The sequence below is a fragment of the Glacieibacterium sp. genome (genome assembly GCF_965200405.1).
Taxonomy (GTDB): domain Bacteria; phylum Pseudomonadota; class Alphaproteobacteria; order Sphingomonadales; family Sphingomonadaceae; genus Glacieibacterium.
Genome location: NZ_OZ241356.1, coordinates 2888096 through 2913712, shown reverse-complemented (window position 1 = coordinate 2913712; position 25617 = coordinate 2888096). Strand labels below are relative to the sequence as shown.

The window sequence follows — 25617 nt, the reverse complement described above, 5'->3', positions numbered from 1 at the left end:
GCCCTGGCTACGGCCGGCTCAGACAACTTCGAGGCTATAGCCCAACCCGCGGGTCGTGCTGATCAGGTCGGCGCCGAGCTTCTTGCGGATGCGGGTGATGAACACCTCGATGGTGTTCGAGTCGCGGTCGAAGTCCTGGTCGTAGATATGCTCGATCAGCTCGGTGCGGCTGACCACCTTGCCCTTGTGGTGCATGAGGTAGCTGAGCAGCTTGAACTCCTGCGCCGTCAGCTTGACCGGATCGCCGGCCAGCGTGACGCGGCCCGAGCGGGTGTCGAGCCGGACGTCGCCCGCGATCAGCTCAGACGAGGCATTGCCCGTCGAACGCCGGATCAGCGCGCGCAGCCGGGCGATCAGTTCCTCGGTCTGAAACGGCTTGGCGAGGTAATCGTCGGCACCGGCATCGAGTCCGGCAACCTTGTCGGACCAGCTGTCGCGCGCCGTCAGCACCAGCACCGGGGCCGTGCGACCCTCCTTGCGCCAGCGGTCGAGCACGGTCAGCCCGTCGATCTCGGGCAGGCCGAGGTCGAGGATGACCGCGTCGTAATTCTCGGTCGAGCCGAGGTAATGCGCGTCCTCGCCGTCCGCGGCGGTGTCGACCGCATAGCCCGCACCTTCCAGCGCCGACTTCAGCTGGCGCAACAGGTTAGGCTCATCCTCGACAACCAGTACTCGCACTACATACTCTCCCGACCGCCAAGGATCTTGCCCGTCCGGGCATCGACAAGGACGTCGATGATGCCGGTGCCGCGCATATAGCGCATTTGATAAGTAAAGGTGTCCGGATCGAAGTCGCTGCCGATCAGCCGCCCGCCGATGCGCGCGTCGGTCATCGCCTTGATCTCGCTATAGCTCTTGAGCGCCACGCCGACTCCCACGACCGGCGGCTGGCGCTGGGCACCAACCGGAGCGGCGGCCGCCACGAAGACGGCAAAGAGGAGGACAAGCGGGCGCAACAACTTTCCAATGTCGTAAGCTACATCGTTTTGCATAGGTAAGGCGCACTGAACAGCTTGTGAATACGGCTTTCGCGCGCTTGCTTGCCAGCGCCGCGGGCCGGCCCTACGCCTGACGCGTGCGCCCCACCCCCGAAGCCCGTCCCGTACAGATCGAGGACCTGACCAACCGCTTCGTCATCCATCGGTTGAGCGCGACGCTGTTGCCCGTCGCGGTGCGGCTCGGCATCCACCCCAATGCGGTATCGCTGACCGGCCTCGGCTGCGCCTTCCTGTCGGGGGCAGCCTATTACCACTGGCGCGAGCCGCTATGGGTGCTGCTCGGCTTCCTACTGATGTGCGGCTGGCATATCTGCGACGGCCTCGACGGACAACTGGCGCGGGCGACCGGCAAGGCGACGGCGTTCGGCCGGGTCATGGACGGCGTCTGCGACTATCTGGCGTTCTTCGCGGTCCTGATCCCGGTGGCGATCAGCTTCCCCGACTGGCAGGCCAAGCTGGCGCTGGCATTGACCGCCGGTGCCGCCCATGCCGTCCAGGCCGCCTGGTACGAGGGCGAGCGCGAAGCGTGGAAGCGCCGCGCCCGGGGCGAGTTCGTCCCGCAACCCCGCCGCACCACCGGACATTGGATCGAGCGCGGGCACAACGCCATGGAGCGCGCGCTGGGCAGCCGGGCGCGCGACATCGACCGGGCGCTCGCCGGCAATGCCGCCGCACAATCCCGCTACTTCGCCGCCACCGCACCGCTGCTGCGCGCCCTGACGCCGGTCAGCGCCAACGGCCGCACGCTGGCGATCCCGTTGTTCTGCCTCGTCGGACACGCCGAATGGTATTGGTACTGGGAGCTGTTCGGCCTGAGCCTGTTCGCTCTGTTCATGGCGGCTCTGCTGCGGGCTGGCGAACGGCGCATTGTCGCTTCGGCCTAGGCGATGCTAGACCCGCGTACCGCCGCCGCGCGCTGACAAGGGTGCCAATGTCCGACGACTTTGCCGAAACGACCCACTCCCGCCGCTGGCCATTGGCCGTCCTGGTGCTGATGGCGCTGGTCTGGGTCGGCATCGTTGCCGCCGTCGCCGTCATCGGCGTCCAGGACTATGGCCGGCTGGCCAATGCGCCGCTGCAGGAAGTCGTGCTGACCGTCGGTTCGTTCGTGCTGCAGCTGTTGCCGCCGCTGGCGATCGCGACCCTGGCCGTCGCCCTGCTGCGCCGCACCCGACCCGACGAGGCGGCGCGACTGGCGAAGCTGGAGATCCGCCACAGCGCTTCGCGCGATGCCGCAGCCGCGCTCGACAAGACCTTGTTCAACATCGACATCGGCCTCGACCGGCTGTCGGTCCGCATGTCGGCGCTGGATGACAGCGCGCGCGATATCGCGGCCCGGCTGAGCGCCTCGACGACCGAACTCGAGGCCAGCGGCGGCGCCCTGACCAACAGCGCCACCGCCGCCACCCGCGCCGGCGAGCGCCTGACGGCGCAGCTCCCCGCCGCGACGGCGCAGGCCGATGGCCTTGCCACCCTGCTCGGCCGCACCGCCGACGAGACGATCCGCCAGACTGCCGAGATCGAGACCATGCTCGCCGGCCTGTGGAGCGCCGCCGAGGACGCCGGCACCCGTCACGACAGCGCAGTGCAGCGCTCCCAGGCGCTGCTCGCCGGGCTGGGCGAGACCGCGACGCGCACCATCGCGCACGTCGAGGACGTCGATGCGGCGCTGCACGGTGCCGTCGACGGCGCGCTGGAGCGTACCGGCGTGGCGATGGCAAAGGCGCGCGAGACAGTCGATTCGCAGACCGCGGCGCTGCTCGCCAACATCGACCAGGCGCAGGTGGCGCTCGACGATATCGGCGCGGCGGCATCGCGGGCGATCGGCGCGCGGCTGGTCCATGTCCTGCAGATCGCCGACGGCCTCGGCGCGCGCCTGTCCGAGCAGGATGCCCGCAGCCGGATGTTCGTCGACACCGCCGAGCGCAGCTTCCAGGTCCTCGATGCCAAGCTCGGCAACGCCGCGGCGGGGACCAACGCGATGCTCGACGCGCTCGCGGCCCGCATGCAGGGCGTCACCGACAGCGTCCACGTCCTGTCGGAGCCGTTGGCGAGCACCCACGATGCGGTGCTGGAGATCGAGGCCGCCGTCGCCCGGCTGGAGACCGCCGCCACCGCCGCCGTCACCAGCCTCGGCACCGACCTGCCCGCGACGTCGGCCGGGGTCGCCGACCTCGAAGCCGGAACGACGCGACTGCACGACGGCATCGCGCGCCTGGCGGCACCGGTCGCCGAGGCCGATGCCGCGGCGGCGCGCATCTCTGCCGCCCTCGACAGCGCACACGGACTTGCCGAGGCGGTCAACACCGAGGCAGGCTCGGCGGCGCTCAACGCCTCGACGCAGTTGATCGAAGTGCTGGCGCGCGTCCGCGAAGTCGCCAACGCGACGGCCGGCACGATGCGCGAGACGCTCGCCAATGTCGTCGCCGAAGCCGAGGAGGCGCTGCGCGACGCCGGCAGCACACGGGCGAAACAGGCTTTCGGCGCTCCGATCCAGGCCGAGATCGCCGACCTGGAGGCTGCCGGCGTCCGCGCCAGCGAGGCCGCGCACGGTGCCGCCGAGCGTGTCGCCCAGCGCCTGCTCGGCCTGACGCGGACCGTCGCGACGGTCGAGGCACGCATCGACGAGGTCGACACGCGCTATGACGTGTTGCTCCGCGACGACATTTCGCGGCGGTCGGAGGGGTTGATCGCCTCGCTCAACGGCGTCGCGATCGATGTCAGCAAGCTGCTGGCGATCGATGTCGGCGACGACGCCTGGGCGGGCTATCTCAAGGGCGACAAGGGCATCTTCGCGCGTCGTGCGGTCCGCCTGCTCGACCGCAACACCGCGCGGCAGGTCGCCCGCCACTTCCAGCACGACACGCCGTTCCGCGAGCAAGCCGTGCGCTTCATCACCGAGTTCGAAATGCTGTTGAAGCGCGTCATGCCCGACCGCGAGGGCAAGGCGCTGGCGGTGACGTTGCTGTCGTCGGATATCGGCAAGCTGTACGTCGTGCTGGCGCAGGCGACCGAGGATCTGCGCTAGGCGGGGGCTGGATCCCGCGTAAGAGCCCCCACCCCGGCCCTCCCCACTCTACGCTTCGCGTGGGGGGAGGGAGAAGTAAGTGAAGTGCGCTGCTCTCTGCTCCCTCCCCCCCGGCGCAGCCGAGAGTGGGGAGGGCCGGGGTGGGGGCGCCCTTCGGCGGCCTACTTGTCTGCGAGCAGAACCTTCACCGCGTGCCGCCCCGGCCCCAGCCGGGAATGTCGTCGATGGTCAGCCATCCGAAGTCGTAGTTCGCCCAGTACAGCCCAAACAGCACCGCCGAAATCAGCGTCGTCCAGACCAGCTTGCGCTTGATCATCGGGTTCGACGGCGCGCTGTCGGCCTCGCCATACGCTCGCGCCTGCCCGGCCTCGTCGCTGGTGCGGACGCCCCAGGGCAGGACCGCGAACAGCGTCAGCATCCAGAACAGCGAGTAGATGGCGAAGAGCGAACCGGGTTGCATGGGTGCATCCTACACTATTCTGCCCGCCCTCCCCTCATGCGGAACGCCGCATGGGGAAAGGTGGCGCAGGTCGGCGCCGCCTAGAGCTGCACCACCTGGACGTCGGTCACCGGCTTCTTGCCGGTCCAGTCGCGGGCTACACGGCGCACGGCGATGCGGATGCCCTCGGCGAACTTCTCGGCGTTGCGCGAATCCCCGCGACCGGCCTTGTCGGCGGCAGCGACGCATTCGGCGATGAAGTCGTCGCGGTCTTCCTCGACCGGGATGCCCTGCATGATGATCGACGGTGCCGCGGCCAGCTTGCCGGCCTTGTTGAGGACCAGCGTCGCCGAGACATAGCCGTTGTGCATCATGCGGCGGCGCTGCACCATCGTCGTGCCGTCGGCGGGCAGGATGACGTCGCCGTCGAGGACCAGCCGGCCGACACGCTCGTTGCCGACAACCTTGGGACCATCGGGCGCGAGCCGGATCACGTTGCCATTTGCCGGCACCAGCGCGCGCTGCACGCCGTTCGCCAACGCCAGCTTGGCATGCTCCTCCAGATGGCGACGCTCGCCGTGGACAGGGATCGCGATCTTCGGGCGGATCCAGCTGTACATCTTCTCCAGCTCGGGACGACCCGGGTGGCCGGAGACGTGAACGTGCGCCTGTTTCTCGGTCAGCACCTCGACGCCGCGCGACGCCAGGGCGTTCTGCACCGTGCCGATGGCGAGCTCGTTGCCGGGGATCTGCTTCGACGAGTAGATCACCAGGTCGCCGGGCTGGAGCTTGAGGTGCGAGTGCGAGCCGGAGGCAATCCGGCTGAGCGCCGCGTTGGGCTCGCCCTGCGCGCCGGTGCAGACGATCAGCAGCGACGACGGATTGGCCTTGGCGGCATCCTCGAAGCTCATCAGCGGCGGGAAGTCCTTGAGGTAACCAGTTGCCTTTGCAGTCGACATGATGCGGTCCATCGACCGGCCGACGAGCACCAAGTGACGCCCGGTGTCCTTGGCGACCTCGCCCAGCGTGTGCAGGCGGGCGGCGTTGGAGGCGAAGGTGGTGACCAGCACGCGGCCGGTCTTGCGCGCCTTGATGACCTCGTTCAGGCCGATCCGCACGCCCTCCTCCGAACCGCTGGCCTCCATGTTAAAGACGTTGGTAGAGTCGCCGACCATCGCGAGGACGTCGCCGTCGCCGATGGCGCGCAGTTCGGCCTCCGACGTCGGGGTGCCCATCTGGGGCATGTCGTCGAGCTTCCAGTCGCCGGTGTGGAAGACGCGGCCGTGCGGCGTGTCGATGACCAGCGCATTGGCCTCGGGTATCGAGTGGGCCAGCGGCGTCCAGCGGATGTGGAAGTCGCCGAGCTGCACCGCGCCGCCGAGCGGCACGATGTTGAGCTTGACCTTGGCGGCGGCACCGCCCTCCTCGTCGAGCTTCTTGCGGACCAGGCCGGCCGTGAACGGCGTCGCGAACAGCGGCACGCCGAGGTCGGCGGCGAGATACGGGATCGCGCCGATGTGATCCTCGTGGCCGTGGGTCAGGATGACGCCGAGCAAATCGGCCTTGCGGTCCTCGATGAATGTCAGGTCGGGCAGGATCAGCTCGACGCCGGGGTAGCTCGGGTCGGCAAAGGTCATGCCGAGGTCGACCATGATCCACTTGCCGTTGCAGCCGTACAGGTTGACGTTCATGCCAATTTCGCCCGACCCGCCCAAGGGCAGGAAGATCAGTTCATTACCAGGTGTCATTAAGTTCTTCTTTGTTCAGCCAAATTTTTGATTCAGCGCGTGGATGCGGATCAGGCCGCGAATGGTTAAGTCCCCATCGACGATATCGATGGCCGCAGTATGGCGGTTGAATAGCGTGGCGAGGCCGCCGGTGGCGATCACCGTCATGGTGCGCCCGACCTCTAACTTAATGCGCGCGGTCAAACCTTCAATGAGGCCGACATAGCCGTAGAACACGCCCGACTGCATGGCGTGGACGGTGTTCTTGCCGATCACCGAGCCGTTGCCGCCGGGTGGCTCGACCGCGATCCGCGGCAGCTTGGCGGCGGCCATGTACAGGGCGTCCATCGACAGGTTGATACCCGGCGCGATGACGCCGCCCTGGTAGCTGCCACCGGTGACCGCATCGTCGGCGACGACGTCGAAGGTGGTGGCGGTGCCGAAGTCGACGACGATCAAGTCACCGGTCCAGCCGGCATGCGCGGCGACGGCGTTGACGATGCGGTCGGCTCCCGCCTCGCCGGGGTTGGGCAGGTCGATGGTGATACCGTACCGCACCCCCGCGTCGCCGACGACCAGCGGCTCGACCTTGAAGTATTTGCGGCACAGGTGCTGCAGGTTGAACAGCGTCGGCGGCACCACGGTGGCGATGATCGCGGCGTCGATGTGGCTGTGCTCGACATGCTCGAGGCTCATCAGCTGGTGGAGCCAGACGGCGTATTCGTCGGCGGTCCGCTGGCGATCGGTGGAGATGCGCCAGCGCTGACGGATGTCCTCACCCTCGCACAGGGCGAAGACGATATTGGTATTGCCGACATCGATGGCGAGCAGCACCGCGCCTACCCCTGAACCGCGAAGACTTCGCCGGCATGGACGGCCCTGATGCCGCCGCCGTCAAGCTCCAGCTGCAACGCGCCGTCGTCGCCCAGCCCGGCAAAGGTCCCGGTCAGCGTGTCATGCCCCAGCCGCGCGACGATGCGTTGGCCAAGGCCGGAGGCTCGCTCCAGCCAGGCGGCGCGGATGGGTGCGAAGCCGTGGTCCCGCCAGTCGGCACGGGCGGCGGTGAAGGTGCGGGCGAGAAGGTCGAGGAACTCGCTCGGCGACGGTGCCGCGATCCCGGCGCCGGCCAGCGAGATCGCGGGGCGCTCGCTGTCGGTCGGGTGCGCAGCAAGGTTGACCCCAAGACCGATAATCGTCGCGCCGCCCTGCCCTTCGAGCAGAATCCCCGAGACCTTGCGCCCGTCGAGCAGCAGGTCGTTGGGCCATTTCAGCTGCAGCCGCTCCGGCGCCACCCAGCGGTCGAGGGCACGGCCAAGCGCCACCGCGGCGACGAACGACAATTGCGGTGACGGACCCTCGCCGGGTTGCGGGCGGGTAATAACGCTGGCGAACAGATTGCCGGGCAGCGAGGTCCAGGGCCTGCCACGCCGCCCACGGCCACCGGTCTGCACATCGGTGCGGACCCAGCTTTCGTCGGCAAGGCTATCGATCCGCTCGGCCAGCCAGTCGTTGGTGGAGCCGACCTCGGCCAGCTCGACGATCGATGCGGCCAATTAGAACAGCGCCGCCGCCGCATTGCGTGCCGCGACCACCAGCGGGGTGATCGCCAGCATGCCCAGCGGCGAGCAGAACAAGGCCGCGACGCCGATCATCGCGCCGTTGACGCGGCTGTTGGAGGCGGCGAACTCCGGCGCCGGCTCGTCGAAGTACATCGATTTGATGACGCGCAGGTAATAGTAAGCGCCGATTACCGAGGCGACGACACCGATCACTGCGAGCAGGTAGAGGCGCGCATCGATGGCGGCGGTGAACACCGCGAACTTGGGCCAGAAGCCGAGCAGCGGCGGAATGCCAGCGAGGCTGAACATGAAGATCGCCAGCGCCGCCGCCAGGCCCTTGCGGCTCCGCGACAGGCCATTGAGCGAAGCCAGGGTCTCGACCGGATCGCCATTGGCATCGCGCATTTGCAGGACGCACAGGAAGCTGCCCAGCGTCATGACCAGATAGACTGCCATGTAGAACAACACCCCGGCGATGCCGTCGCGCGTCCCGGCGGCAAGCCCGATCAGTGCGAAGCCGACGTTGTTGATCGACGAATAGGCGAGCAGCCGCTTGATGTTGGTCTGGCCGATCGCACCGACCGCGCCGAGGATCATCGAGGCGATGGCGACGAAGCTGACGATCTGCCGCCAGTCGAGTGTCATGCCGCCGAACGCCTCGACACAGACGCGGACGAGCAGGCCCATCGCCGCGGCCTTGGGCGCGCTGGCGAAGAACGCCGCAACCGGGGTCGGTGCGCCCTCGTAGACGTCCGGCGTCCACATGTGGAACGGCACGGCGGAGATCTTGAACATCAGGCCGGCGAGGATGAACACCAGGCCGAAGATCACGCCGATGCCGGGCGTGCCGGTACGCAGCGTCTCGCCGAGCGTCGTGAAGCTGGTCGAGCCGGCGAAACCGTAAACCAGGCTGATGCCGTACAACAGGATGCCCGAGGCCAGCGCGCCGAGCAGGAAGTATTTCAGCCCGGCCTCGCTGGAACGTGCCTCGTTGCGGTGGAAGGCGGCGAGGACATAGGCAGCGAGGCTGAGCAGCTCGAGGCCGATGTACAGGGTCAGCATGTCGTTGGCGCTGACCATCATGCACATGCCCAACGTGCTGAGCATCAGGATCACCGGATATTCGAAGCGCGCGCTGTTCGAGCGGCCGAAATACGGCAGCGCGGCGACGGCGCTGATCGCTGCGGCACCGAGGATCAGGACCTTGAGGAAGTGCGAGAAGGCGTCGGCGACGTACAACCCGCCCCAGGCGATCACCGGCGACGGTGATGCGGGGAGCAGCGAGAAGCCGGCGATGGCGAAGATCAGGACGCAGACCCAGGTCAGCGGCACCAGGCTGCGGTCACCGCGGAAGACGCCGATCATCAGCGTCAGCAGCGCACCGGCGGTCAGCACCGCCTCCGGGGCGGCGGTATGGATGGAGGCGAGAACGTCGTTCATCGGGCGGTCTCGGCGGGAGCAGCGGCAGCGGGCGCCGTCTGGGCCTTGGTGAAGCGAATCGTCGGCCGGGCCGGGGCAGCACGGTCGATACGCTGCAGGATGGCGGTGACCGGCGCGTGGATCGGATCGAGGAAGCTGGCCGGATAGATGCCCATCCACAGCACCGGGACGGCGGCGATCGACAGGATCGCCAGCTCGCGGGCGTTGAGATCGGGCATCGCCGCGGCGTCGGGATTGACCAGCTTGCCGTAGATGACCCGGCGGTAGAGGTACAGCATGTACGCCGCGCCGAGGATGATGCCGGTAGTCATGAACAGCGCCAGCCACGTCGATGCAGCGTAGGTGCCGGTCAGCACCAGGAACTCGCTGACGAAGCCGCTGGTCGCCGGAAGCCCGACCGAGCCCATAGTGAACAGCAGGAAGAACAGCGCGTATTTCGGCATGTTGTCGGCCAGGCCGCCGTACCGGCTGATCTCGCGGGTGTGCAGCCGGTCGTAGACGACGCCGACGCACAGGAACAACGCACCCGAGATGACGCCGTGGCTGAGCATCATCAGGATGCCGCCCTCGATGCCCTGCCGGTTGAAGGCGAACAGCCCGGCGGTGACGAACGCCATGTGCGCGACCGACGAATAGGCGATGAGCTTCTTCATGTCGGTCTGCACCAGCGCCACCAGCGAGGTGTAGATCACCGCGACAATGCTGAGCCCGAAGACCAGCCACATCAGCTGCGCCGAAGCCTCCGGGAACATCGGCAGCGAGAAACGGACGAAGCCGTAGCCGCCGAGCTTGAGCAGCACGCCGGCCAGGATGACCGAGCCCGCCGTCGGAGCCTCGACGTGCGCGTCGGGCAGCCAGGTGTGAACCGGCCACATCGGCATCTTCACCGCGAAGGAGGCGAAGAACGCCAGCCACAGCCAGGTCTGGACCTCAGGCGCGAAGTCGAAGCGCAGCAGCGTCGGGATGTCCGTCGTGTGCGCGACACCGACCATGTACAGCATGGCGAGCAGCATCAGCACCGACCCGAGCAGGGTGTAGAGGAAGAACTTGTAGCTGGCGTAGATCCGCCGCGCGCCGCCCCAGATGCCGATGATCAGGTACATCGGGATCAGCCCGCCTTCGAAGAAGACGTAGAACAGGAACAGGTCGAGCGACGCGAAGACGCCAAGCATCAGCGTTTCCATCAGCAGGAACGCCGCCATGTATTCGGGGACGCGCTTCTCGATCGAGGTCCAGGACGCCAAGATGCACAGCGGCATCAGGAACACCGACAGGACGATCAGCATCAGCGAGATGCCGTCGATGCCGAGGTGCCAGCTGAAGTAAGGCGCGAACAGGTCGACCTTCTCGACGTACTGGAACGCCGCAGTCGAGCTGTCGAAGCCGAGCCATAGCGACACGCCGATCGCCAGTTCGATGACGGTGACGACCAGTGCCGAGACACGGGCGTTGCGGGCGCGGGAAACCTCGTCGCCGGGGGCGAGCAGGACCCAGGCGCAACCGAGCAACGGCAGCAGGATGAGGATGGACAGCATTGGCAGGGCCATCGTCAGATCCCGAACGCCGGGCGCAACACCCAGGTGGCGGCCGCAGCAAGGCCGATCAGCATGACCAGCGCGTAACTATAGACATAGCCCGACTGGAAGCGGCGGGCGACGCCGCTGCTGGCATCGACCAGCCGCGCGACACCATCGGGACCGAAGCGGTCGATGACGCCCGCGTCGCCGCGCTTCCAGAAGAAGCGGCCGAGCGCCATGGCAGGACGGACGAAGATCATGTCGTACAGCTCGTCGAAATACCATTTGTGCGTCAGGAAAGCGTACAGGCCGGGTGTCCGGGCAACGAAACGCGACGGCGCATCCGGATTGCGGAGGTAGTTGTTCCAGGCGAACAGGAAGCCGATCAGCATGACCGTGCCCGGCGTCCAGACCACCCATGCCGGCATATGCTCCATCGCTTCGGCGAGCGCCGGGCGGAAGACGGTCGAGCCGTTCCAGAAGTGACCGCCGGTCTCAGGTCCGAGCAGCTGCGTGTGGAAGGCCCAGCCCGCCAGCAACGCGCCGACCGAGAGCACCGCGAGCGGCAGCATCATCGTCCAAGGGCTCTCGTGCGGGTGATAGCCGCCGGTGCCTTGGACGACCTGCGCCGCGACCGGGGCATGCGAATGCTCCTCGCTAGCGCTGTCGTTGGTGCCTTCGACATCCATGTGCGCGGTGTCGTGCGCGTCGTGATGGTGGTGTGCGTCATGGACGGCGTGCTGGATATGCTCTGACCCAGCCCAGCGCGCTTCGCCGAAGAAGGTCAGGAACACCAGGCGCCACGAGTAGAAGCTGGTCAGCAGCGCGACCAAGGCGCCGACGAAGAACGCCACGGCGGAGGCTTCGCTGCCGTTGGCGAAGGCGGCCTCGAGGATCGCGTCTTTGGAGTAATAGCCCGAGGTGAAGAAGAAGCCGGTCAGCGACAGCGTACCGATGGTCATCGCCGCAAAGGTCAGCGGGATGTTCTTCCGCAGGGCGCCGTAATAGCGCATGTCCTGCTCGTGGTGCATCGAGTGGATGACCGCACCGGCACCCAGGAACAGCAGCGCCTTGAAGAAGGCGTGCGTGAACAGGTGGAACATCGCAGCGCCGTACGCGCCGGAGCCCGCCGCGAAGAACATGTAGCCGAGCTGCGAGCAGGTCGAATAGGCGATGACGCGCTTGATGTCGGTCTGGACGCAGGCGACGGTCGCGGCGAACAGCGCGGTCGCGGCGCCGACGTAGGTGACGACGGTCAGCGCGCTCGGTGCGGCTTCGAACATCGGCGCCAGGCGGCAGACCATGAACACACCGGCGGTGACCATCGTCGCGGCATGGATCAGCGCCGACACCGGGGTCGGGCCCTCCATCGCGTCGGGGAGCCAGGTGTGCAGGCCGAGCTGCGCCGACTTGCCCATCGCTCCGACGAACAGCAGCAGGCAGACGCAGGTCATCACATCGACCGGGTGGCCGAGGAACATGAACGTCGCGCCCTTCATCGCCGCGGCACCGCCGAGGATGACGCTGAGCTGGACGCTGCCGAAAACCAGGAAGGTCGCGAAGATGCCGAGCGAGAAGCCGAAGTCACCGACGCGGTTGACGACGAACGCCTTCATCGCGGCGGCGTTGGCGCTGGGCTTGTGGTACCAGAAGCCGATCAGCAGATAGGATGCGAGGCCGACGCCTTCCCAGCCGAAGAACATCTGGACGAGGTTGTCGGCGGTGACCAACATCAGCATGGCGAAGGTGAACAGCGACAGATAGGCGAAGAAGCGCGGCTGGTCGGGGTCCTCGTCCATGTAACCCCATGAATAGAGGTGGACGAGCGCTGAGACAGTGGTGATGACGACCAACATGACCGCGGTCAGCGTGTCGACGCGGAACGCCCAGGCGATCTGCATGTCGCCGCTGCTGATCCAGTCGAGAACCTTGACCGTATAGGCGGCGCCGTGGCTCAGCCCGACGTCGAGGAAGATCACCCAGCTCAAGCCGGCGCTGACGAACAGCGCGGCGGTGGTGACCAGCTTGGCCGGAGCGTTGCCGATCATGCGGTTGCCGAGGCCGGCAATCAGCGCGGCAAGCAGCGGCAGGAAGACGATGAGCTGGATCAACTCTCAGCCCTTCATCATGTTGATGTCGTCGACGGTGATCGTGCCGCGGTTGCGGAAGTAGATCACCAGGATCGCCAGCCCGATCGCGGCCTCGGCGGCGGCGACGGTCAGCACGAACATCGCGAAGACCTGGCCGCTGAGGTCGTGGAGGAAGGCCGAGAAGGCGACGAAGTTGATGTTGACGCTAAGCAGGATCAACTCGATCGACATCAGCATGATGATGACGTTCTTGCGGTTGATCGCGATGCCGAGGACGCCGAGCACGAACAGAATCGAGCTGACGACGAGATAATGGCCTAAGCCGATCACAATTTGACCCCTTCGCCAGTCTCGACGCTGACGCTGCGGATGGCATTTGCCGGCGTGCGGCGGACCTGCGCATCGATGTTCTGGCGCTTGGTGCCGGGCCGCTGGCGGTGGGTCAGCACGATCGCGCCGATCATCGCGGTCATCAGGATCATGCCGGACGCCTGGAAGACGAACAGGTATTTCGTGTAGAGGACCGAGCCCATCGCCTGGGTGTTGCTCATCCCGTCCATGCCGGTCAGCGGCGCCGCGGCGGTGGCGTGGACGACCTTCAGGCTATCCGAGCCGGAGACGAAGATCAGCTCCGAGATCAGCACGACGGCCAGCGCCAGCCCGAGCGGCAGGTAGCGCACGAACCCGGCGCGCAACGCGGCGAAGTCGATGTCGAGCATCATCACGACGAACAGGAACAGCACCGCGACGGCGCCGACATAGACGATCACCAGGATCATCGCGAGGAACTCGGCACCCAGCAGGATGAACAGCCCCGACGCGTTGAAGAACGCCAGGATCAGCCACAACACCGAATGCACGGGGTTCTTGGACAGGATGACCATCGTGCCCGACAGCACGACGATGCCCGCGAAGAGGTAAAAGGCGAGTACGGCGGTCACTGGCTATCCGAAGCTGGCGGCGGGAAGGACAGGCGCGACGCGACGCCCCGGATTCGGGTTGCGCATTAGCGCCACGCCGCATCGGCTGCAAGGTTCGCCGCGATGACGCGCTCCCAACGCTCGCCGTTCTGGAGCAGCTTGTCCTTGTCGTAGATGAGTTCCTCGCGGGTTTCCGTCGAGAATTCGAAGTTCGGCGTCTCGACGATGGCGTCGACCGGGCAGGCTTCCTGGCACAGGCCGCAGTAGATGCACTTGGTCATGTCGATGTCGTAGCGCGTCGTGCGGCGGCTGCCGTCCTCGCGAGGCTCGGCCTCGATGGTGATCGCCAGCGCCGGGCAGACCGCCTCGCACAGCTTGCACGCGATGCAGCGTTCCTCGCCGTTCGGGTAGCGGCGCAGTGCGTGCTCGCCGCGGAAGCGCGGGGAGACCGGGCCCTTCTCGAACGGGTAGTTGAGGGTGACCTTGGGGCGGAAAAAATATTTCAAGGTCAGCCACATGCCCTGGGCGAACTCGATCAGGAGCAGCGACTTGGCGGCGCGGAAGATGGCGGTCATGCGGGGAGGCTCGCAAAATGTCCGGTGAAGACCAGCCAGCCGCTGACCACGACGACCCAGAACAGGCTGAGCGGCAGGAAGACCTTCCAGCCGAGGCGCATCAGCTGGTCGTAGCGGTAGCGCGGGACGCTCGCCTTGACCCAGGCGAAGACGAAGAACATCGCGCACAGCTTGATCAGGAACCAGATGAAGCCGGGGATGATGTACAGCGGCGCCCAATCGACCGGGGGCAGCCAACCGCCGAGGAACAGCACGCTGGTCAGGGCGCACATGAACAGCACGTTGGCATACTCGCCGAGGAAGAACAGCGCGAAGGCCATCGACGAATACTCGACCTGATAGCCGGCGACGAGCTCGGCCTCCGCATCGGGAAGGTCGAACGGCGGCCGGTTGGTCTCGGCAAGAGCGGTGATGAAGAACATGATCGCCATCGGAAACAGCAGCGGGTTGAAGATGTTGCCGTTGAGAAAGCCGAGGATGTTGCCCTGCTGCGACCGGACGATGTCGCCCAGGTTGAGGCTCTGCGCGTACAGCATCACGGTGACCAGGATGAAGCCCATCGAGACTTCGTAGCTGACCATCTGCGCCGCGGAGCGCAGGCCGCCGAGGAAAGGGTATTTCGAGTTCGAGGCCCAGCCCGACATGATGATGCCGTAGACGCCCATCGACGACACCGCGAAGATGTACAGGATGCCGACGTTGAGGTCGGCGAGCACGGCGCCGGCGTTGAATGGAATCACCGCCCAGGCGATCAGGGCGAGCACGAAGGTGATCATCGGCGCGATGATGAAGACGCCCTTGTTGGCGCCCGAGGGGACGATCGTCTCCTTGAGGAACAACTTGGCGGCGTCGGCGAAGGTCTGCAGGATGCCGAACGGGCCGACGACGTTGGGACCGCGGCGCATCTGCATCGCCGCCCAGATCTTGCGGTCGAAGTACACCGCCAGCGCGACGCCGAGCATGGTTGGCAGCGCAATCAGCAGGATCAGCGTTATCGTCGCGATGAAATAGCCCCAGTCGGCACCGAGGTACTGCTGGAAGAAGCCGGTATAAGTCATTCGGCGGCCTCGAGCATCGGGGCGGCGTTGACGATCTGCTCGACGCACTCGGCCATCGTGGCGGAGGCGCGCGCGACCGGGTTGCTTTGGTAGAAGCTCACCCGCGGCAGGACAAAACCCTGGTTGCCGAGGTCGCCGACTGCCGGTGCGGCGGACAGCGTCGCCGGGGCGATGCCTTCGACCGCGAGGTGCGGCCAGTCCGTGGCGATGCGGGCGCGAAGAGCGACCAGATCGTTGTACGGCAGCGTGATGTTGAGCACGTCCGACAGGGCGCGGAAGATCGTCCAGTCCTCGCGTGCCTGGCCCGGCGGGAAGACGGCGCGCGATCCACGCTGGACGCGACCCTCGAGGTTGACCCACGTGCCCGACTTCTCGGTGTAGGCCGCAGCAGGCAGGATCACGTCGGCGTGGCGGACGCCGTGGTCGCCGTGCGTGCCGATATAGACGACGAAGCTGTTCGCCAGCGGCGTCGTGTCGATCTCGTCGGCGCCAAGCAGGAACACGGCCTTTGGCGGATTGCCGAGAATTCCGGCGACACCGCCATCGGTGGTCAGGCCGAGGTCGAGCGCCCCAACCCGTGCCGCGGCGGTATGCAGGACGTTCCAGCCATTCCAGCCGTCACGCGTAATGTCGAGCGCGCGGGCAGCAGCGAGCACCGCGGCACCGTTCGCACCGCTCAGGGCACCCATGCCGATGACAATTGCCGGCCGCTTGGACGCGGCCAGTGCATCGAGAACGACCTGCGGCAGGTTCGCCAGCAGTGACGCGTCGTCGCCGATCCACTCGACCGGGTAGGTCAGGTCGACGACCGGGCCGAGGCCGAACACCCTGCCCCGCTTCATCCGGACGATCTTGCGCAGGCGCGTGTTGACCAGCGGCGCCTCGTGGCGCGGATCGGCGCCAACCAGCAGCACGAAGTCCGCCGTCTCGATACCCGACAGCGTCGAATTGAACAGATAGTCGCCGCGCGCCGCCGTCGACAGCGCTGCACCGTCCTGCCGCGCCTCGATCCGCGTCGCGCCGAGGCCGTGGAGCAGGTCGCGGAACGCCACCATGTCCTCGACCGCGTTCAAGTCGCCGACCAGGCCCGCAATGTCGCTAGGGGCAACGCCCGCCAGCCCGTCACGGACCGCCGCGAACGCTTCCGGCCAGGTCGCCGAAACCAGCTTGCCGTCGCGCCGGACATAAGGCGTGTCGAGACGGCGCTTCATCAGCCCGTCGTTGGCAAAGCGGGTGACGTCGCTCGCCCACTCCTCGTTGACGAGGTCGTTGATGCGGGGATTGACGCGCATGACTTGCGGTCCGCGCGCGCCGATCGTGATGTTGGTGCCGACCGCGTCCATGACGTCGATGCCGTCGGTGCGCTTCAGCTCCCAGGGGCGAGCCGCGAACGCATAGGGTTTCGATGTCAGCGCGCCGACCGGGCACAGGTCGATGACATTGCCCGACAATTCGCTGCTGACCGCGGCTTCGAGATAGCTGGTGATCTGCAGGTTCTCGCCCCGGCCGATCGCACCGATCTCATCGACGCCGGCGACTTCCTCGGCGAAGCGGACGCAGCGCGTGCAGTGGATGCAGCGCGTCATCACCGTCTTGATCAGCGGGCCCATGAACTTCTCGGTCACGGCACGCTTGTTCTCGTGATAGCGCGTGTGGCCTTTGCCATAGGCAAGGCTCTGGTCCTGAAGATCGCACTCGCCGCCCTGGTCGCAGATCGGGCAGTCGAGCGGGTGGTTGATGAGCAGGAACTCCATCACCCCCTCGCGGGCCTTCTTGACCTTGGGCGAGGTCGTCGAGATTACCTGGCCATCGGCCGCCGGCATCGCGCACGACGCGACGGGCTTTGGCGACTTCTCCATCTCGACCAGGCACATGCGGCAATTGCCGGCGATGCTCAGCCGCTCGTGGTAGCAAAAACGCGGAATTTCAGCGCCCGCGGCCTCACAGGCCTGCAGGATGGTCGCGCCCGCAGGCACTTCGACCTCGACGCCGTCGACAGTAAGCTTTGGCATCGTCTACTCCGCCGCCTCGAGCATGGCCGGGACCTGGACGAAGCCCTGGCGCTTGGCGATGCGGGCTTCGACCTCGGGGCGGAAATGGCGGATAAGGCCCTGGATCGGCCAGGCCGCGGCATCGCCCAGAGCGCAGATCGTGTGACCCTCGATCTCGGTGGTGACTTCCAGCAGAAGGTCGATCTCGTGGTACTCGGCCTCGCCGGTGACGAGGCGCTCCATGACACGCCACATCCAGCCGGTGCCTTCGCGGCACGGCGTGCACTGGCCGCAGCTCTCATGCTTGTAGAAGTACGACAGGCGGGCAATCGCACGAACGATATCGGTCGACTTGTCCATGACGATGATCGCCGCGGTGCCGAGGCCGGATTTCAAATCGCGCAGCGCGTCGAAGTCCATCGGGCAGTCGATGATCTGGTGCGCAGGAACCAGCGGCACCGACGAACCACCGGGGATGACCGCCAGCAGATTGTCCCAGCCGCCGCGGATGCCGCCGCAATGCGTGTCGATCAGCTCGCGGAACGGCACGCTCATCGCGTCCTCGACGACGCACGGCTTGTTCACATGGCCGCTGATCTGGAAGAGCTTGGTGCCCTCATTCTTGGGGCGGCCGATCGCGGCGAACCACGGTGCGCCACGACGCAGGATGGTCGGCGCGACGGCGATGCTCTCGACGTTGTTGACGGTGGTCGGATTGCCGTACAGGCCGACACCGGCGGGGAATGGCGGCTTGAGGCGCGGCTGGCCCTTCTTGCCCTCCAGCGACTCCAGCATCGCGGTCTCTTCGCCGCAGATGTATGCGCCGGCACCGCGGTGGACGATGACGTCGAAATCATAGCCCGAGCCGCAGGCGTTCTTGCCGATCAGGCCGGCGGCATAGGCCTCGGCGACGGCGGCAACCAGCGTCTGTGCCTCGCGGATATACTCGCCGCGGACGTAGATATAGGCGGCCGACGCGCGCATCGCGAAGCCCGCAATGAGCGCGCCCTCGATCAGTTTGTGCGGATCGTGGCGGATGATCTCGCGGTCCTTGCAGCTGCCAGGCTCGGACTCGTCGGCGTTGATGACGAGATAGCTTGGCCGCTCGGGGTTCGGCGTCTTGGGCATGAACGACCATTTCATGCCGGTCGGGAACCCTGCCCCGCCGCGGCCACGCAGGCCGGATGCCTTGATCAGGTCGATGATCGCATCCGGGCCGCCGGCCATGAGGCTGGCAGTCTCCTCCCAGTCGCCGCGCTTGCGCGCCGCTTCCAAGTTCCACGGCTGGAAGCCGTAGAGGTTGGTGAAGATCCGGTCTTTGTCAGCGAGCATCGGAGGTCGCCATTTCCTTGAGCGTCGTCGGGCCGCCTTCGGGGCAGCTCGCCTTGCGGCCGATGGCGGAGCCGGTCTTCGGCGTCTCGCCACGAGCCAGCGCCTCGAGCAGCGCGGTCATCGTCTCGTAGGTCAGGTCTTCGTAATTGTCGTCGTTGATCTGGACCATCGGTGCGTTTGCACAGGCGCCCAGACACTCGACCTCGGACAGGGTGAAGAGGCCGTCGGCGGTGTTGCCGCCCTTGACCAGGCCCTTGTCCTTGCAGGCTTTCAGCAGGTCGTCGGAACCGCGCAGCTGGCATGGCGTCGTGCCGCAGACCTGCACCAGATACCGGCCAACGGGCTTGAGATTGTACATCGTGTAGAAGGTAGCGACCTCATAGGCGCGCATGTACGGCATGCCGACCTGCGCCGCGACGAACTCGATCACCGGGATCGGCAACCACGCGCTGCCGGTTGCCGCACCCATCTGGTACTGGGCGATCCACAGCAACGGCATGACCGCGGAGGCCTCGCGACCCTTTGGGTACAGCGCGATGGCGCGCGCTGCTGCTTCGGCGCTTTCCGGGGTCCAGGCGAAGTCGCTGAACTCGCGCGGCGGACGCGCCGCCTTGGCTTCGGCAGTGGTATTGTAGGTGCCGGTGGTCATTACCTGACGAACTCCACGCGATCGACCTTGCCGTCGGCGAAGGAATAGATCGAGATCACCTCGAACGATGCCATTTCGGGAGAGCGGCTGACTTCCTCGTGCAGCACGACCATCTCGCCGATCGCATAACGCGCCTTTACGGCAGCATGGTTCTGCGGGAACTCGGCGAACATGGCGCTCAGGCCGCTACGGACACCTTCGCGGCCGTCGCGCAGGACGGCACCGCGGTACAGTGCCTCGACGGCATTTTCGGTCATCAGCTCGACGTAACCGTCGGCGTCGCCGGCATTGTAGCGCGCCATCAGCTTATCGACGAGCGCAAGACGATCGTCGGCGCTCATCGGTCGACTTCCCCGAACACGATATCGAGGCTGCCGAGGATCGCCGTCGCGTCGGCCAGCATGTGGCCCTTACACAGGAAGTCCATCGCCTGGAGGTGGGCGAAGCCGGTGGCGCGGAAGTGGCAGCGGTACGGCTTGTTGGTGCCGTCGCTGACCAGGTAGACGCCGAACTCACCCTTGGGGCTCTCGGTGCCGACATAGGCCTCGCCAGCGGGAACGTGGAAGCCCTCGGTGTACAGCTTGAAGTGATGGATCAGCGACTCCATCGAGCGCTTCATCTCGTTCCGCGACGGCGGCGTGACCTTGCGGTCGAGGGTGGCGTGGCGGCCGGCGGGCATCTCGGCGATGCATTGGCGGACGATCTTGAGCGACTCCCGCATCTCGCCCATGCGGACCATGAAACGGTCGTAGCAATCGCCGTTGTTGCCGACGATGACGTCGAAGTTCATGCGGTCATAGACGTCGTAGGGCTGGGTCTTGCGCAGGTCCCAGGCGATGCCGGAGCCGCGGATGCAGGGGCCGGTGAAGCCCCAGGCAATGGCGTCGGCCTGCGAGATCGTGCCGATATCGACGTTGCGCTGCTTGAAGATGCGGTTGTCGGCAACCAGGCTCTGGACGTTGTCGAGCGCCTTGGGGAAGTTGACCGCCCAGTCGTCGATGTCCTTCAGCAGGCCGTCAGGAATGTCCTGGTGGACGCCGCCGGGCCGGAAGTAGGCGCTGTGCATCCGGGCGCCGGAGACGCGCTCGAAGAAGGTGAAGAGGATCTCGCGCTCCTCGAACAACCACAGGATCGGCGTCATCGCGCCGACGTCCATCGCGTGCGTCGTGGTGTTGAGGATGTGGTTGGAGATGCGCGTCAGCTCGGCGAAGAGCACGCGGATGTACTGGGCGCGCAGCGGCACCTCGATGTTCGCGAGCTTCTCGATTGCCAGTACATAGCCGTGCTCCATGCACATCGGCGACGAGTAATCGAGCCGGTCCGAATAGGGCAGAGCCTGGAGGTAAGTCTTGTATTCGCACAGCTTTTCGGTGCCGCGGTGGAGCAGGCCGATGTGCGGGTCGCAGCGCTCGATGATCTCGCCGTCGAGCTCCATGACCAGCCGCAGCACGCCGTGCGCCGCCGGGTGCTGGGGCCCGAAGTTGATCATGTAGTTCTGGATGTCGATCTCGCCGGTCTTCACGCCGGTCTCGACCAGCGCGGCCTTCTGCTCGACGACAGGGTCCGACAGGGCAGCTTCAACCATTGGGGGCGGCCTTCTCGTCGCCCGGGAGGACGTAATCGGTGCCCTCCCACGGTGACAGGAAATCGAAGCTGCGGAAATCCTGGGCCAGCTTGACCGGCTCGTAGACGACGCGCTTCTCGGTTTCGGAATAACGCAGCTCGACATAGCCAGTCAGCGGGAAATCCTTGCGGAACGGGTGCCCGGTGAAGCCATAGTCGGTCAATATGCGGCGCAGGTCGGGGTTGCCCTCGAACAGCACGCCGTACAGATCATACACTTCGCGCTCGAACCAGCCGGCGACGGGGAACAGGGGCACCAGCGAGGCGACCGGCGCGATGTCGTCGGTCGAAAGCTTGATCCGAATGCGGCGGTTGGTGGTCAGCGACAGGAACAGATAATTGACCTCGAAGCGCTCGGCGCGCTCGGGATAGTCGACGCCGGCGATGTCGATCAGCTGGTCGAAGCGCAGCTCGGCATCGTCACGCAGCGCAGAAACGACGGCAGTCAGCGCGTTGCGGTCGATGACCAGCGTTAGTTCGCCGACATGCTCGATGACCTGCACGACTGCACCGGCGCACAGCGCGGCAACGCGGTCGGCGACGCCGGTCTCGGGCTTGGTCTGGGGCCAGTGACCGCTCATCGTTCGAACGTCCCGGTGCGGCGCATCTTCCGCTGCAGCGCGAGGATGCCGTACAGCAGCGCCTCCGCCGTCGGAGGACAGCCGGGGACATAGATGTCGACGGGCACGATCCGGTCGCAGCCGCGCACGACACTGTAGGAATAATGGTAATAGCCGCCGCCGTTGGCGCAGCTACCCATCGAGATGACGTAACGCGGCTCCGGCATCTGGTCGTAGACGCGGCGAAGGGCGGGAGCCATCTTGTTGCACAGGGTGCCGGCGACGATCATCACGTCCGACTGGCGCGGGCTGGCGCGCGGCGCGACGCCGAAGCGCTCCAGGTCGTAGCGCGGCATCGACGTGTGCATCATCTCGATCGCGCAGCACGCCAGGCCGAACGTCATCCACCACATCGAGCCGGTGCGGGCCCAGGCGAACAAATCCTCGCTGGAGGTCAGCAGGAAGCCCTTGTCGCTGACCTCCTGATTGATGTCGGAGAGGAAGCCGTCGCGCAGACCCTCGGGCACGGTCAGCGCCGAAGCGGGGCTGTCGCCGAGGACCCGGGCTTGCTGTTCCTCGGTGAGAAGAAGGTTACTCATTCCCAATCCAGTGCGCCGATTTTCCAGGCGTAAACGAGGCCGATCGCGAGTTCGGCAAGGAATTCCATCATCGCCCACCAGCCCGGAACGCCGGTCCAGTGCAGGCTGACCGCCCAGGGAAACAGGAACGCTGCCTCCAGGTCGAAGACGATGAACAGGATGGCGACGAGGTAGAAGCGCACGTCGAACTGCGAACGGCTGTCGCTGAACGCCGGGAAGCCGCTCTCATACTCGCTGAGCTTGGCAGCGTCGGGCTTGGACGTGCCGGTGAACCCCGATAGCAGCACGGGTGCGCCGACGAAGATCAGCGAAAACGCCACGGCCACGCCGATGAACAGCAGGATCGGCAGATACTGTGCGGCAACCGCTGGCATGATGCGACAAAGCCCGTGTCTGGGGTGGGTTAGCTGAGGGCGCTTCTAGGCTGCGGGGTGCTTCCGCGCAAGCATGGTGCAGCGCGGCAATGCGTCCTTTATCTCAGCGTAGCGCGCCCGCCAGCAGCTTGTGCAGCTTCGACTGGATCTGGTCGTTGCCGGCGACGATCTGGCCGCGTGCGATCATGTCGTCCTTGCCGCGGTAGTCGGTGACGAAGCCACCGGCCTCGCGAACCAGCAGGATGCCGGCGGCGACGTCCCAGTATTCGAGGCCGCTTTCCCAGAAGCCGTCGAAGCGACCGGCGGCGACCCAGGCGAGATCGAGCGCTGCCGAGCCGAACCGGCGGATGCCGGCGACCTCGGGCATGACGGCGTTGAGGATGGCGGCGAACTCGGGGCGATTGCCATGACCGTGGAACGGAATGCCGGTGGCGAAGACGCAATCAAGCATGTCGCGGCGCGACGAGACGCGCAGGCGGCGGTCCTGCAACCAGGCGCCCTTGCCTTTCTCGGCCCAGAAACTCTCGTCGGTCAGCGGCTGATAGACCAGTCCGGCGACGATCTCGCCGCGCTCCTCGGCAGCGATCGAGATGGCGAAATGCGGCATGCCGTGGAGGAAGTTCGTGGTGCCGTCGAGGGGGTCGACGATCCAGCGGCGGTCCTCGTCCTTGCCCTTGATCTCGCCCTGCTCTTCCATCAGCAAGCCCCAATCGGGACGTGCATGGCTCAGCACTTCGCGAAGGGTCGCTTCGGCAGCGCGATCGGCGTTCGAAACGAAGTCGGCAGGGCCCTTCTTTGAGACCTGCAGTGCCTCGACCTCGTTGAAGTCACGGCGGAGGCGTGGCGCAGCTTTTCGCGCCGCCTTTTCCATGACGGTAATCAGTCCAGATTTGATCGCCACGCTTAGTCGGCCCGGCGAATATATTCGCGCTCGTAGGTGTCGACGACGATCTTGGTGCCGACGCCGATGAACGGCGGGACCATGACGCGCACGCCGTTCTCAAGGGTGGCAGGCTTGTACGACGAGGAGGCGGTCTGGCCCTTCACCACGGCTTCGGTGTCGCGGATGACGGCTTCGATCTGCGCCGGCAATTGGACCGAAATCGGCTTGTCGTCATAGGTTTCCATGACCACGTCCATGCCGTCCTGCAGGAAGTCGGCAGCCTCTCCGAGCAGGTCGCGATCGAGCGAAACCTGGTCGTAGCTGATCTTGTCCATGAAGGTCAGGCTGTCGCCCTCGGCGAACAGGAACTGGAAATCCTTGGTGTCCAGGCGGACCTTCTCGACGGTCTCGGCCGAGCGAAAACGCTCATTGGTCTTGCGACCGTCCATCAAATTCTTGAGCTCGACCTGCATATAGGCGCCGCCCTTGCCCGGCTGAGTATGCTGGATCTTGACCGCGCGCCACAGCCCGCCCTGATATTCCAGGATGTTGCCAGGGCGAATGTCGACGGAGTTCATTTTCACGGGAGTGGTGCTCGCAAGGGTCGGGGTGGCGCGTGTTAGCGCAAGGGGGAGATTATGCCAACACCGGTCCGAAAGCCGCCACCCCGGCGGCCGGACCATCCGGGTGCGCCCAGACTGCTGCGGATACTGCGATGAAGTCCGCACCGGCGTTGACCAGCGGCGGTGCGTTGACCGCGGTGATCCCGCCGATGGCGATGCAGGGCAGCTGGCTGAGCGTCGTCCACCAACCGAGCAACGACGGATCGGGGGTGTGCGAGACCTCCTTGGTCGTCGTCGGATAGAATGCGCCGAACGCAACATAGTCGGCCCCCGCCTCCCCTGCTTCCATCGCAAGGTGGCGGCTGTCGTGGCAGGTCACGCCGATCTGCGCGTCGGCACCGAGCAGCGCGCGGGCATCGCGGACGCTGCCGTCCTGCTGGCCGAGATGGACGCCGTCGGCACCGCACTGCTTGGCAAGATCGGCGCGGTCGTTGAGGATGAACGACACGTCGCGGCTGGCACAGACTGCGCGCAGCGTCTCGGCCAATGCCAGGATGCGGTCGTCGGTAACGTCCTTGACCCGCAGCTGGAACGCCGCGACCGGCCCGGCATCGAGCGCCGCACCGAGGGAATCAGCGAAGCCGGTGCCGAAGGTCGGCGGCGAGATCAGGTACAGCTGGCAGGCGGGCCGCCGATCCCGGGCAAAACGCTCGCCAAAGCCGGGATCGAGCGGGACGTAATCGTCGTCCGCTTCGGTCATTCCTGACCCTTGTAGATCGACACGATCTTGTCGAGCATCGCCATCGCTTCGTCGCGCGGCCGCTGGAACGTGTTGCGCCCGATGATCGAGCCGTTGCCGCCGCCATCACGGATGTCGCGTGCATCCTGATAGACCGCGTCGGCGCCCTTGGCGGCACCGCCCGAGAACACCACCATGCGGCGGCCGGCAAAGCACGCCTGGACGACATGCTTGACGCGGGCAGCCTGGGTCGAGGTGTCGATACCCTCGTACGGCTTCTTGGCGTCCTTCTGCGCGACATGGTCGCTCGGCAGCTTGACCTTGATGATGTGCGCGCCCTGCAACGCCGCCATGTGCGCGGCATAGGCACCGACATCGACGCCCAGCTCGTCGTCCTTCGACAGGTCGCCGCCGCGTGGATAGCTCCACAGCACGGTGGCGATGCCGACCGACTTGGCCTGCGCCGACATCTCGGCGATCTCTTCCTGCAGGTCGAAAAAGGATACGGACCCCGGATAGACGGTAAAGCCGATCGCGGCGCAGCCGAGGCGGAGCGCATCGTCGACGGTGCCGGTGATCGCCTGGTCGCGCGCCGCGGCCCAGCTGTTGCTGCTGTTGACCTTGAGGATCGTCGGGATCTGCCCGGCAAACGTATCCGCACCGGCCTCGATCATGCCGAGCGGCGAGGCGAAGGCCGACAGGCCGGCATCGATCGCGAGCTGCCAGTGATAATGCGGATCATAGCCGGCGGGATTGATCGCAAAGCTGCGCGCCGGCCCGTGTTCGAAGCCCTGGTCGACCGGCAGGATCACCAGCTTGCCGGTGCCGCCGAGCCGGCCCTGCATCAGGATCCGGGCCAGATTGGCCTTGGTACCTGGGTTGTCGCTCTCGTAATTGGCGAGGATGGCACGAACGGCGGGGGTCATCGACATGAGGTTCCTGCTGGATGTTTG

The 25617-nt window shown here is 66.2% G+C and carries 27 protein-coding genes; 2 read left to right on the top strand and 25 right to left on the bottom strand.

Going from position 1 to position 25617, the window contains the following annotated elements; genetic code table 11:
• Positions 1-18: 18 nt before the first annotated feature.
• Both ACOFKW_RS13585 and ACOFKW_RS13580 read right to left on the bottom strand, forming a co-directional pair.
• On the bottom strand, positions 19-678 hold the full coding sequence (locus ACOFKW_RS13585) for a response regulator transcription factor (protein WP_419814678.1): 660 nt from the start codon (positions 676-678) through the stop codon (positions 19-21).
• The gene (locus tag ACOFKW_RS13580) at positions 678-956 is read right to left on the bottom strand and encodes a PepSY domain-containing protein (RefSeq protein ID WP_419814677.1); all 279 of its coding nucleotides are present in this window, start codon (positions 954-956) and stop codon (positions 678-680) included. Before ACOFKW_RS13580 ends, ACOFKW_RS13585 begins: the two co-directional genes overlap by 1 nt.
• A gap of 119 nt (positions 957-1075) precedes the next feature.
• Here ACOFKW_RS13580 and ACOFKW_RS13575 point away from each other — a divergent pair, with 119 nt between their 5' ends.
• Together ACOFKW_RS13575 and ACOFKW_RS13570 are read left to right on the top strand one after the other, a co-directional pair.
• A complete protein-coding gene (locus ACOFKW_RS13575) occupies positions 1076-1882 on the top strand; it encodes a CDP-alcohol phosphatidyltransferase family protein (RefSeq protein ID WP_419814676.1) in 807 nt (268 codons plus the stop codon).
• A gap of 47 nt (positions 1883-1929) precedes the next feature.
• Entirely contained in the window at positions 1930-4026 is a 2097-nt protein-coding gene (locus ACOFKW_RS13570; protein WP_419814675.1) for a hypothetical protein, read from the top strand.
• 184 nt (positions 4027-4210) lie between these two features.
• On the opposite strand, the gene ACOFKW_RS13565 is transcribed toward ACOFKW_RS13570, so the two are convergent.
• The 23 genes from ACOFKW_RS13565 to ACOFKW_RS13455 form a co-directional block, all read right to left on the bottom strand.
• A complete protein-coding gene (locus ACOFKW_RS13565; protein ID WP_419814674.1) occupies positions 4211-4486 on the bottom strand; it encodes a DUF1467 family protein in 276 nt (91 codons plus the stop codon).
• Between the two features lie 80 nt (positions 4487-4566).
• Positions 4567-6213: a ribonuclease J gene (locus ACOFKW_RS13560; protein ID WP_419814673.1), complete on the bottom strand. Its 1647-nt coding sequence runs from the start codon at positions 6211-6213 to the stop codon at positions 4567-4569.
• 15 nt (positions 6214-6228) lie between these two features.
• Positions 6229-7026, bottom strand: a complete 798-nt coding sequence (locus ACOFKW_RS13555) for a type III pantothenate kinase (protein WP_419814672.1) — start codon at positions 7024-7026, stop codon at positions 6229-6231.
• A gap of 5 nt (positions 7027-7031) precedes the next feature.
• Entirely contained in the window at positions 7032-7745 is a 714-nt protein-coding gene (locus ACOFKW_RS13550) for a biotin--[acetyl-CoA-carboxylase] ligase (protein WP_419814671.1), read from the bottom strand.
• Positions 7746-9191, bottom strand: a complete 1446-nt coding sequence (nuoN, locus tag ACOFKW_RS13545) for an NADH-quinone oxidoreductase subunit NuoN (RefSeq protein ID WP_419814670.1) — start codon at positions 9189-9191, stop codon at positions 7746-7748.
• Positions 9188-10738 carry an NADH-quinone oxidoreductase subunit M gene (locus ACOFKW_RS13540; RefSeq protein ID WP_419814669.1) on the bottom strand — a complete coding sequence of 517 codons (1551 nt, stop codon included), beginning with the start codon at positions 10736-10738 and terminating at the stop codon, positions 9188-9190. Before ACOFKW_RS13540 ends, nuoN begins: the two co-directional genes overlap by 4 nt.
• 2 nt (positions 10739-10740) lie before the next feature.
• A complete protein-coding gene (gene nuoL, locus ACOFKW_RS13535) occupies positions 10741-12819 on the bottom strand; it encodes an NADH-quinone oxidoreductase subunit L (RefSeq protein WP_419814668.1) in 2079 nt (692 codons plus the stop codon).
• Between the two features lie 3 nt (positions 12820-12822).
• A complete protein-coding gene (gene nuoK, locus ACOFKW_RS13530; protein WP_419814667.1) occupies positions 12823-13128 on the bottom strand; it encodes an NADH-quinone oxidoreductase subunit NuoK in 306 nt (101 codons plus the stop codon).
• On the bottom strand, positions 13125-13739 hold the full coding sequence (locus ACOFKW_RS13525; protein ID WP_419814666.1) for an NADH-quinone oxidoreductase subunit J: 615 nt from the start codon (positions 13737-13739) through the stop codon (positions 13125-13127). The genes nuoK and ACOFKW_RS13525 overlap by 4 nt, the downstream gene beginning before the upstream one ends.
• Before the next feature lie 65 nt (positions 13740-13804).
• Positions 13805-14293 (bottom strand): NADH-quinone oxidoreductase subunit NuoI, encoded by a 489-nt coding sequence (gene nuoI / locus ACOFKW_RS13520; protein ID WP_419814665.1) that lies wholly within the window; start codon positions 14291-14293, stop codon positions 13805-13807.
• A complete protein-coding gene (gene nuoH / locus ACOFKW_RS13515) occupies positions 14290-15351 on the bottom strand; it encodes an NADH-quinone oxidoreductase subunit NuoH (RefSeq protein ID WP_419814664.1) in 1062 nt (353 codons plus the stop codon). The genes nuoI and nuoH overlap by 4 nt, the downstream gene beginning before the upstream one ends.
• Positions 15348-17363 carry an NADH-quinone oxidoreductase subunit NuoG gene (gene nuoG / locus ACOFKW_RS13510; RefSeq protein ID WP_419814663.1) on the bottom strand — a complete coding sequence of 672 codons (2016 nt, stop codon included), beginning with the start codon at positions 17361-17363 and terminating at the stop codon, positions 15348-15350. The genes nuoH and nuoG overlap by 4 nt, the downstream gene beginning before the upstream one ends.
• A 3-nt stretch (positions 17364-17366) precedes the next feature.
• Positions 17367-18674: an NADH-quinone oxidoreductase subunit NuoF gene (nuoF, locus tag ACOFKW_RS13505; RefSeq protein ID WP_419814662.1), complete on the bottom strand. Its 1308-nt coding sequence runs from the start codon at positions 18672-18674 to the stop codon at positions 17367-17369.
• Positions 18664-19323 (bottom strand): complex I 24 kDa subunit family protein, encoded by a 660-nt coding sequence (locus ACOFKW_RS13500; RefSeq protein WP_419814661.1) that lies wholly within the window; start codon positions 19321-19323, stop codon positions 18664-18666. Before ACOFKW_RS13500 ends, nuoF begins: the two co-directional genes overlap by 11 nt.
• The gene (locus ACOFKW_RS13495) at positions 19323-19664 is read right to left on the bottom strand and encodes a nuclear transport factor 2 family protein (RefSeq protein ID WP_419814660.1); all 342 of its coding nucleotides are present in this window, start codon (positions 19662-19664) and stop codon (positions 19323-19325) included. The genes ACOFKW_RS13500 and ACOFKW_RS13495 overlap by 1 nt, the downstream gene beginning before the upstream one ends.
• Positions 19661-20812 carry an NADH-quinone oxidoreductase subunit D gene (locus ACOFKW_RS13490; protein ID WP_419816949.1) on the bottom strand — a complete coding sequence of 384 codons (1152 nt, stop codon included), beginning with the start codon at positions 20810-20812 and terminating at the stop codon, positions 19661-19663. Before ACOFKW_RS13490 ends, ACOFKW_RS13495 begins: the two co-directional genes overlap by 4 nt.
• An 88-nt stretch (positions 20813-20900) precedes the next feature.
• Positions 20901-21527 carry an NADH-quinone oxidoreductase subunit C gene (locus ACOFKW_RS13485; protein ID WP_419814659.1) on the bottom strand — a complete coding sequence of 209 codons (627 nt, stop codon included), beginning with the start codon at positions 21525-21527 and terminating at the stop codon, positions 20901-20903.
• A complete protein-coding gene (locus ACOFKW_RS13480; RefSeq protein WP_419814658.1) occupies positions 21524-22105 on the bottom strand; it encodes a NuoB/complex I 20 kDa subunit family protein in 582 nt (193 codons plus the stop codon). The genes ACOFKW_RS13485 and ACOFKW_RS13480 overlap by 4 nt, the downstream gene beginning before the upstream one ends.
• Positions 22102-22479 (bottom strand): NADH-quinone oxidoreductase subunit A, encoded by a 378-nt coding sequence (gene ndhC / locus ACOFKW_RS13475; RefSeq protein WP_419814657.1) that lies wholly within the window; start codon positions 22477-22479, stop codon positions 22102-22104. Before ndhC ends, ACOFKW_RS13480 begins: the two co-directional genes overlap by 4 nt.
• Positions 22480-22582: 103 nt before the next feature.
• On the bottom strand, positions 22583-23380 hold the full coding sequence (locus ACOFKW_RS13470) for an inositol monophosphatase family protein (RefSeq protein WP_419814656.1): 798 nt from the start codon (positions 23378-23380) through the stop codon (positions 22583-22585).
• A gap of 2 nt (positions 23381-23382) precedes the next feature.
• Positions 23383-23946 carry an elongation factor P gene (gene efp, locus ACOFKW_RS13465; RefSeq protein WP_419814655.1) on the bottom strand — a complete coding sequence of 188 codons (564 nt, stop codon included), beginning with the start codon at positions 23944-23946 and terminating at the stop codon, positions 23383-23385.
• Between the two features lie 52 nt (positions 23947-23998).
• On the bottom strand, positions 23999-24685 hold the full coding sequence (gene thiE / locus ACOFKW_RS13460; protein WP_419814654.1) for a thiamine phosphate synthase: 687 nt from the start codon (positions 24683-24685) through the stop codon (positions 23999-24001).
• Positions 24682-25596, bottom strand: a complete 915-nt coding sequence (locus ACOFKW_RS13455; protein WP_419814653.1) for a class I fructose-bisphosphate aldolase — start codon at positions 25594-25596, stop codon at positions 24682-24684. Before ACOFKW_RS13455 ends, thiE begins: the two co-directional genes overlap by 4 nt.
• Positions 25597-25617 lie beyond the last annotated feature (21 nt).

Coding starts and splice junctions, on each gene's coding strand:
- ACOFKW_RS13455 (WP_419814653.1), bottom strand. CDS start 25,596: ATGTCGATGACCCCCGCCGTTCGTGCCATCCTCGCCAATTACGAGAGC.
- ACOFKW_RS13565 (WP_419814674.1), bottom strand. CDS start 4,486: ATGCAACCCGGTTCGCTCTTCGCCATCTACTCGCTGTTCTGGATGCTG.
- nuoH (WP_419814664.1), bottom strand. CDS start 15,351: ATGACTTATACCGGCTTCTTCCAGCAGTACCTCGGTGCCGACTGGGGC.
- ACOFKW_RS13495 (WP_419814660.1), bottom strand. CDS start 19,664: ATGAGCGCCGACGATCGTCTTGCGCTCGTCGATAAGCTGATGGCGCGC.
- nuoN (WP_419814670.1), bottom strand. CDS start 9,191: ATGAACGACGTTCTCGCCTCCATCCATACCGCCGCCCCGGAGGCGGTG.
- ACOFKW_RS13540 (WP_419814669.1), bottom strand. CDS start 10,738: ATGGCCCTGCCAATGCTGTCCATCCTCATCCTGCTGCCGTTGCTCGGT.
- ndhC (WP_419814657.1), bottom strand. CDS start 22,479: ATGCCAGCGGTTGCCGCACAGTATCTGCCGATCCTGCTGTTCATCGGC.
- ACOFKW_RS13500 (WP_419814661.1), bottom strand. CDS start 19,323: ATGACCACCGGCACCTACAATACCACTGCCGAAGCCAAGGCGGCGCGT.
- ACOFKW_RS13485 (WP_419814659.1), bottom strand. CDS start 21,527: ATGAGCGGTCACTGGCCCCAGACCAAGCCCGAGACCGGCGTCGCCGAC.
- ACOFKW_RS13560 (WP_419814673.1), bottom strand. CDS start 6,213: ATGACACCTGGTAATGAACTGATCTTCCTGCCCTTGGGCGGGTCGGGC.
- ACOFKW_RS13480 (WP_419814658.1), bottom strand. CDS start 22,105: ATGAGTAACCTTCTTCTCACCGAGGAACAGCAAGCCCGGGTCCTCGGC.
- nuoF (WP_419814662.1), bottom strand. CDS start 18,674: ATGCTCGCTGACAAAGACCGGATCTTCACCAACCTCTACGGCTTCCAG.
- ACOFKW_RS13570 (WP_419814675.1), top strand. CDS start 1,930: ATGTCCGACGACTTTGCCGAAACGACCCACTCCCGCCGCTGGCCATTG.
- nuoG (WP_419814663.1), bottom strand. CDS start 17,363: ATGCCAAAGCTTACTGTCGACGGCGTCGAGGTCGAAGTGCCTGCGGGC.
- thiE (WP_419814654.1), bottom strand. CDS start 24,685: ATGACCGAAGCGGACGACGATTACGTCCCGCTCGATCCCGGCTTTGGC.
- nuoI (WP_419814665.1), bottom strand. CDS start 14,293: ATGACCGCCATCTTCCGCGCCGCCAAGTCGCTGCTCCTGATCGAGTTC.
- ACOFKW_RS13490 (WP_419816949.1), bottom strand. CDS start 20,812: ATGATCAACTTCGGGCCCCAGCACCCGGCGGCGCACGGCGTGCTGCGG.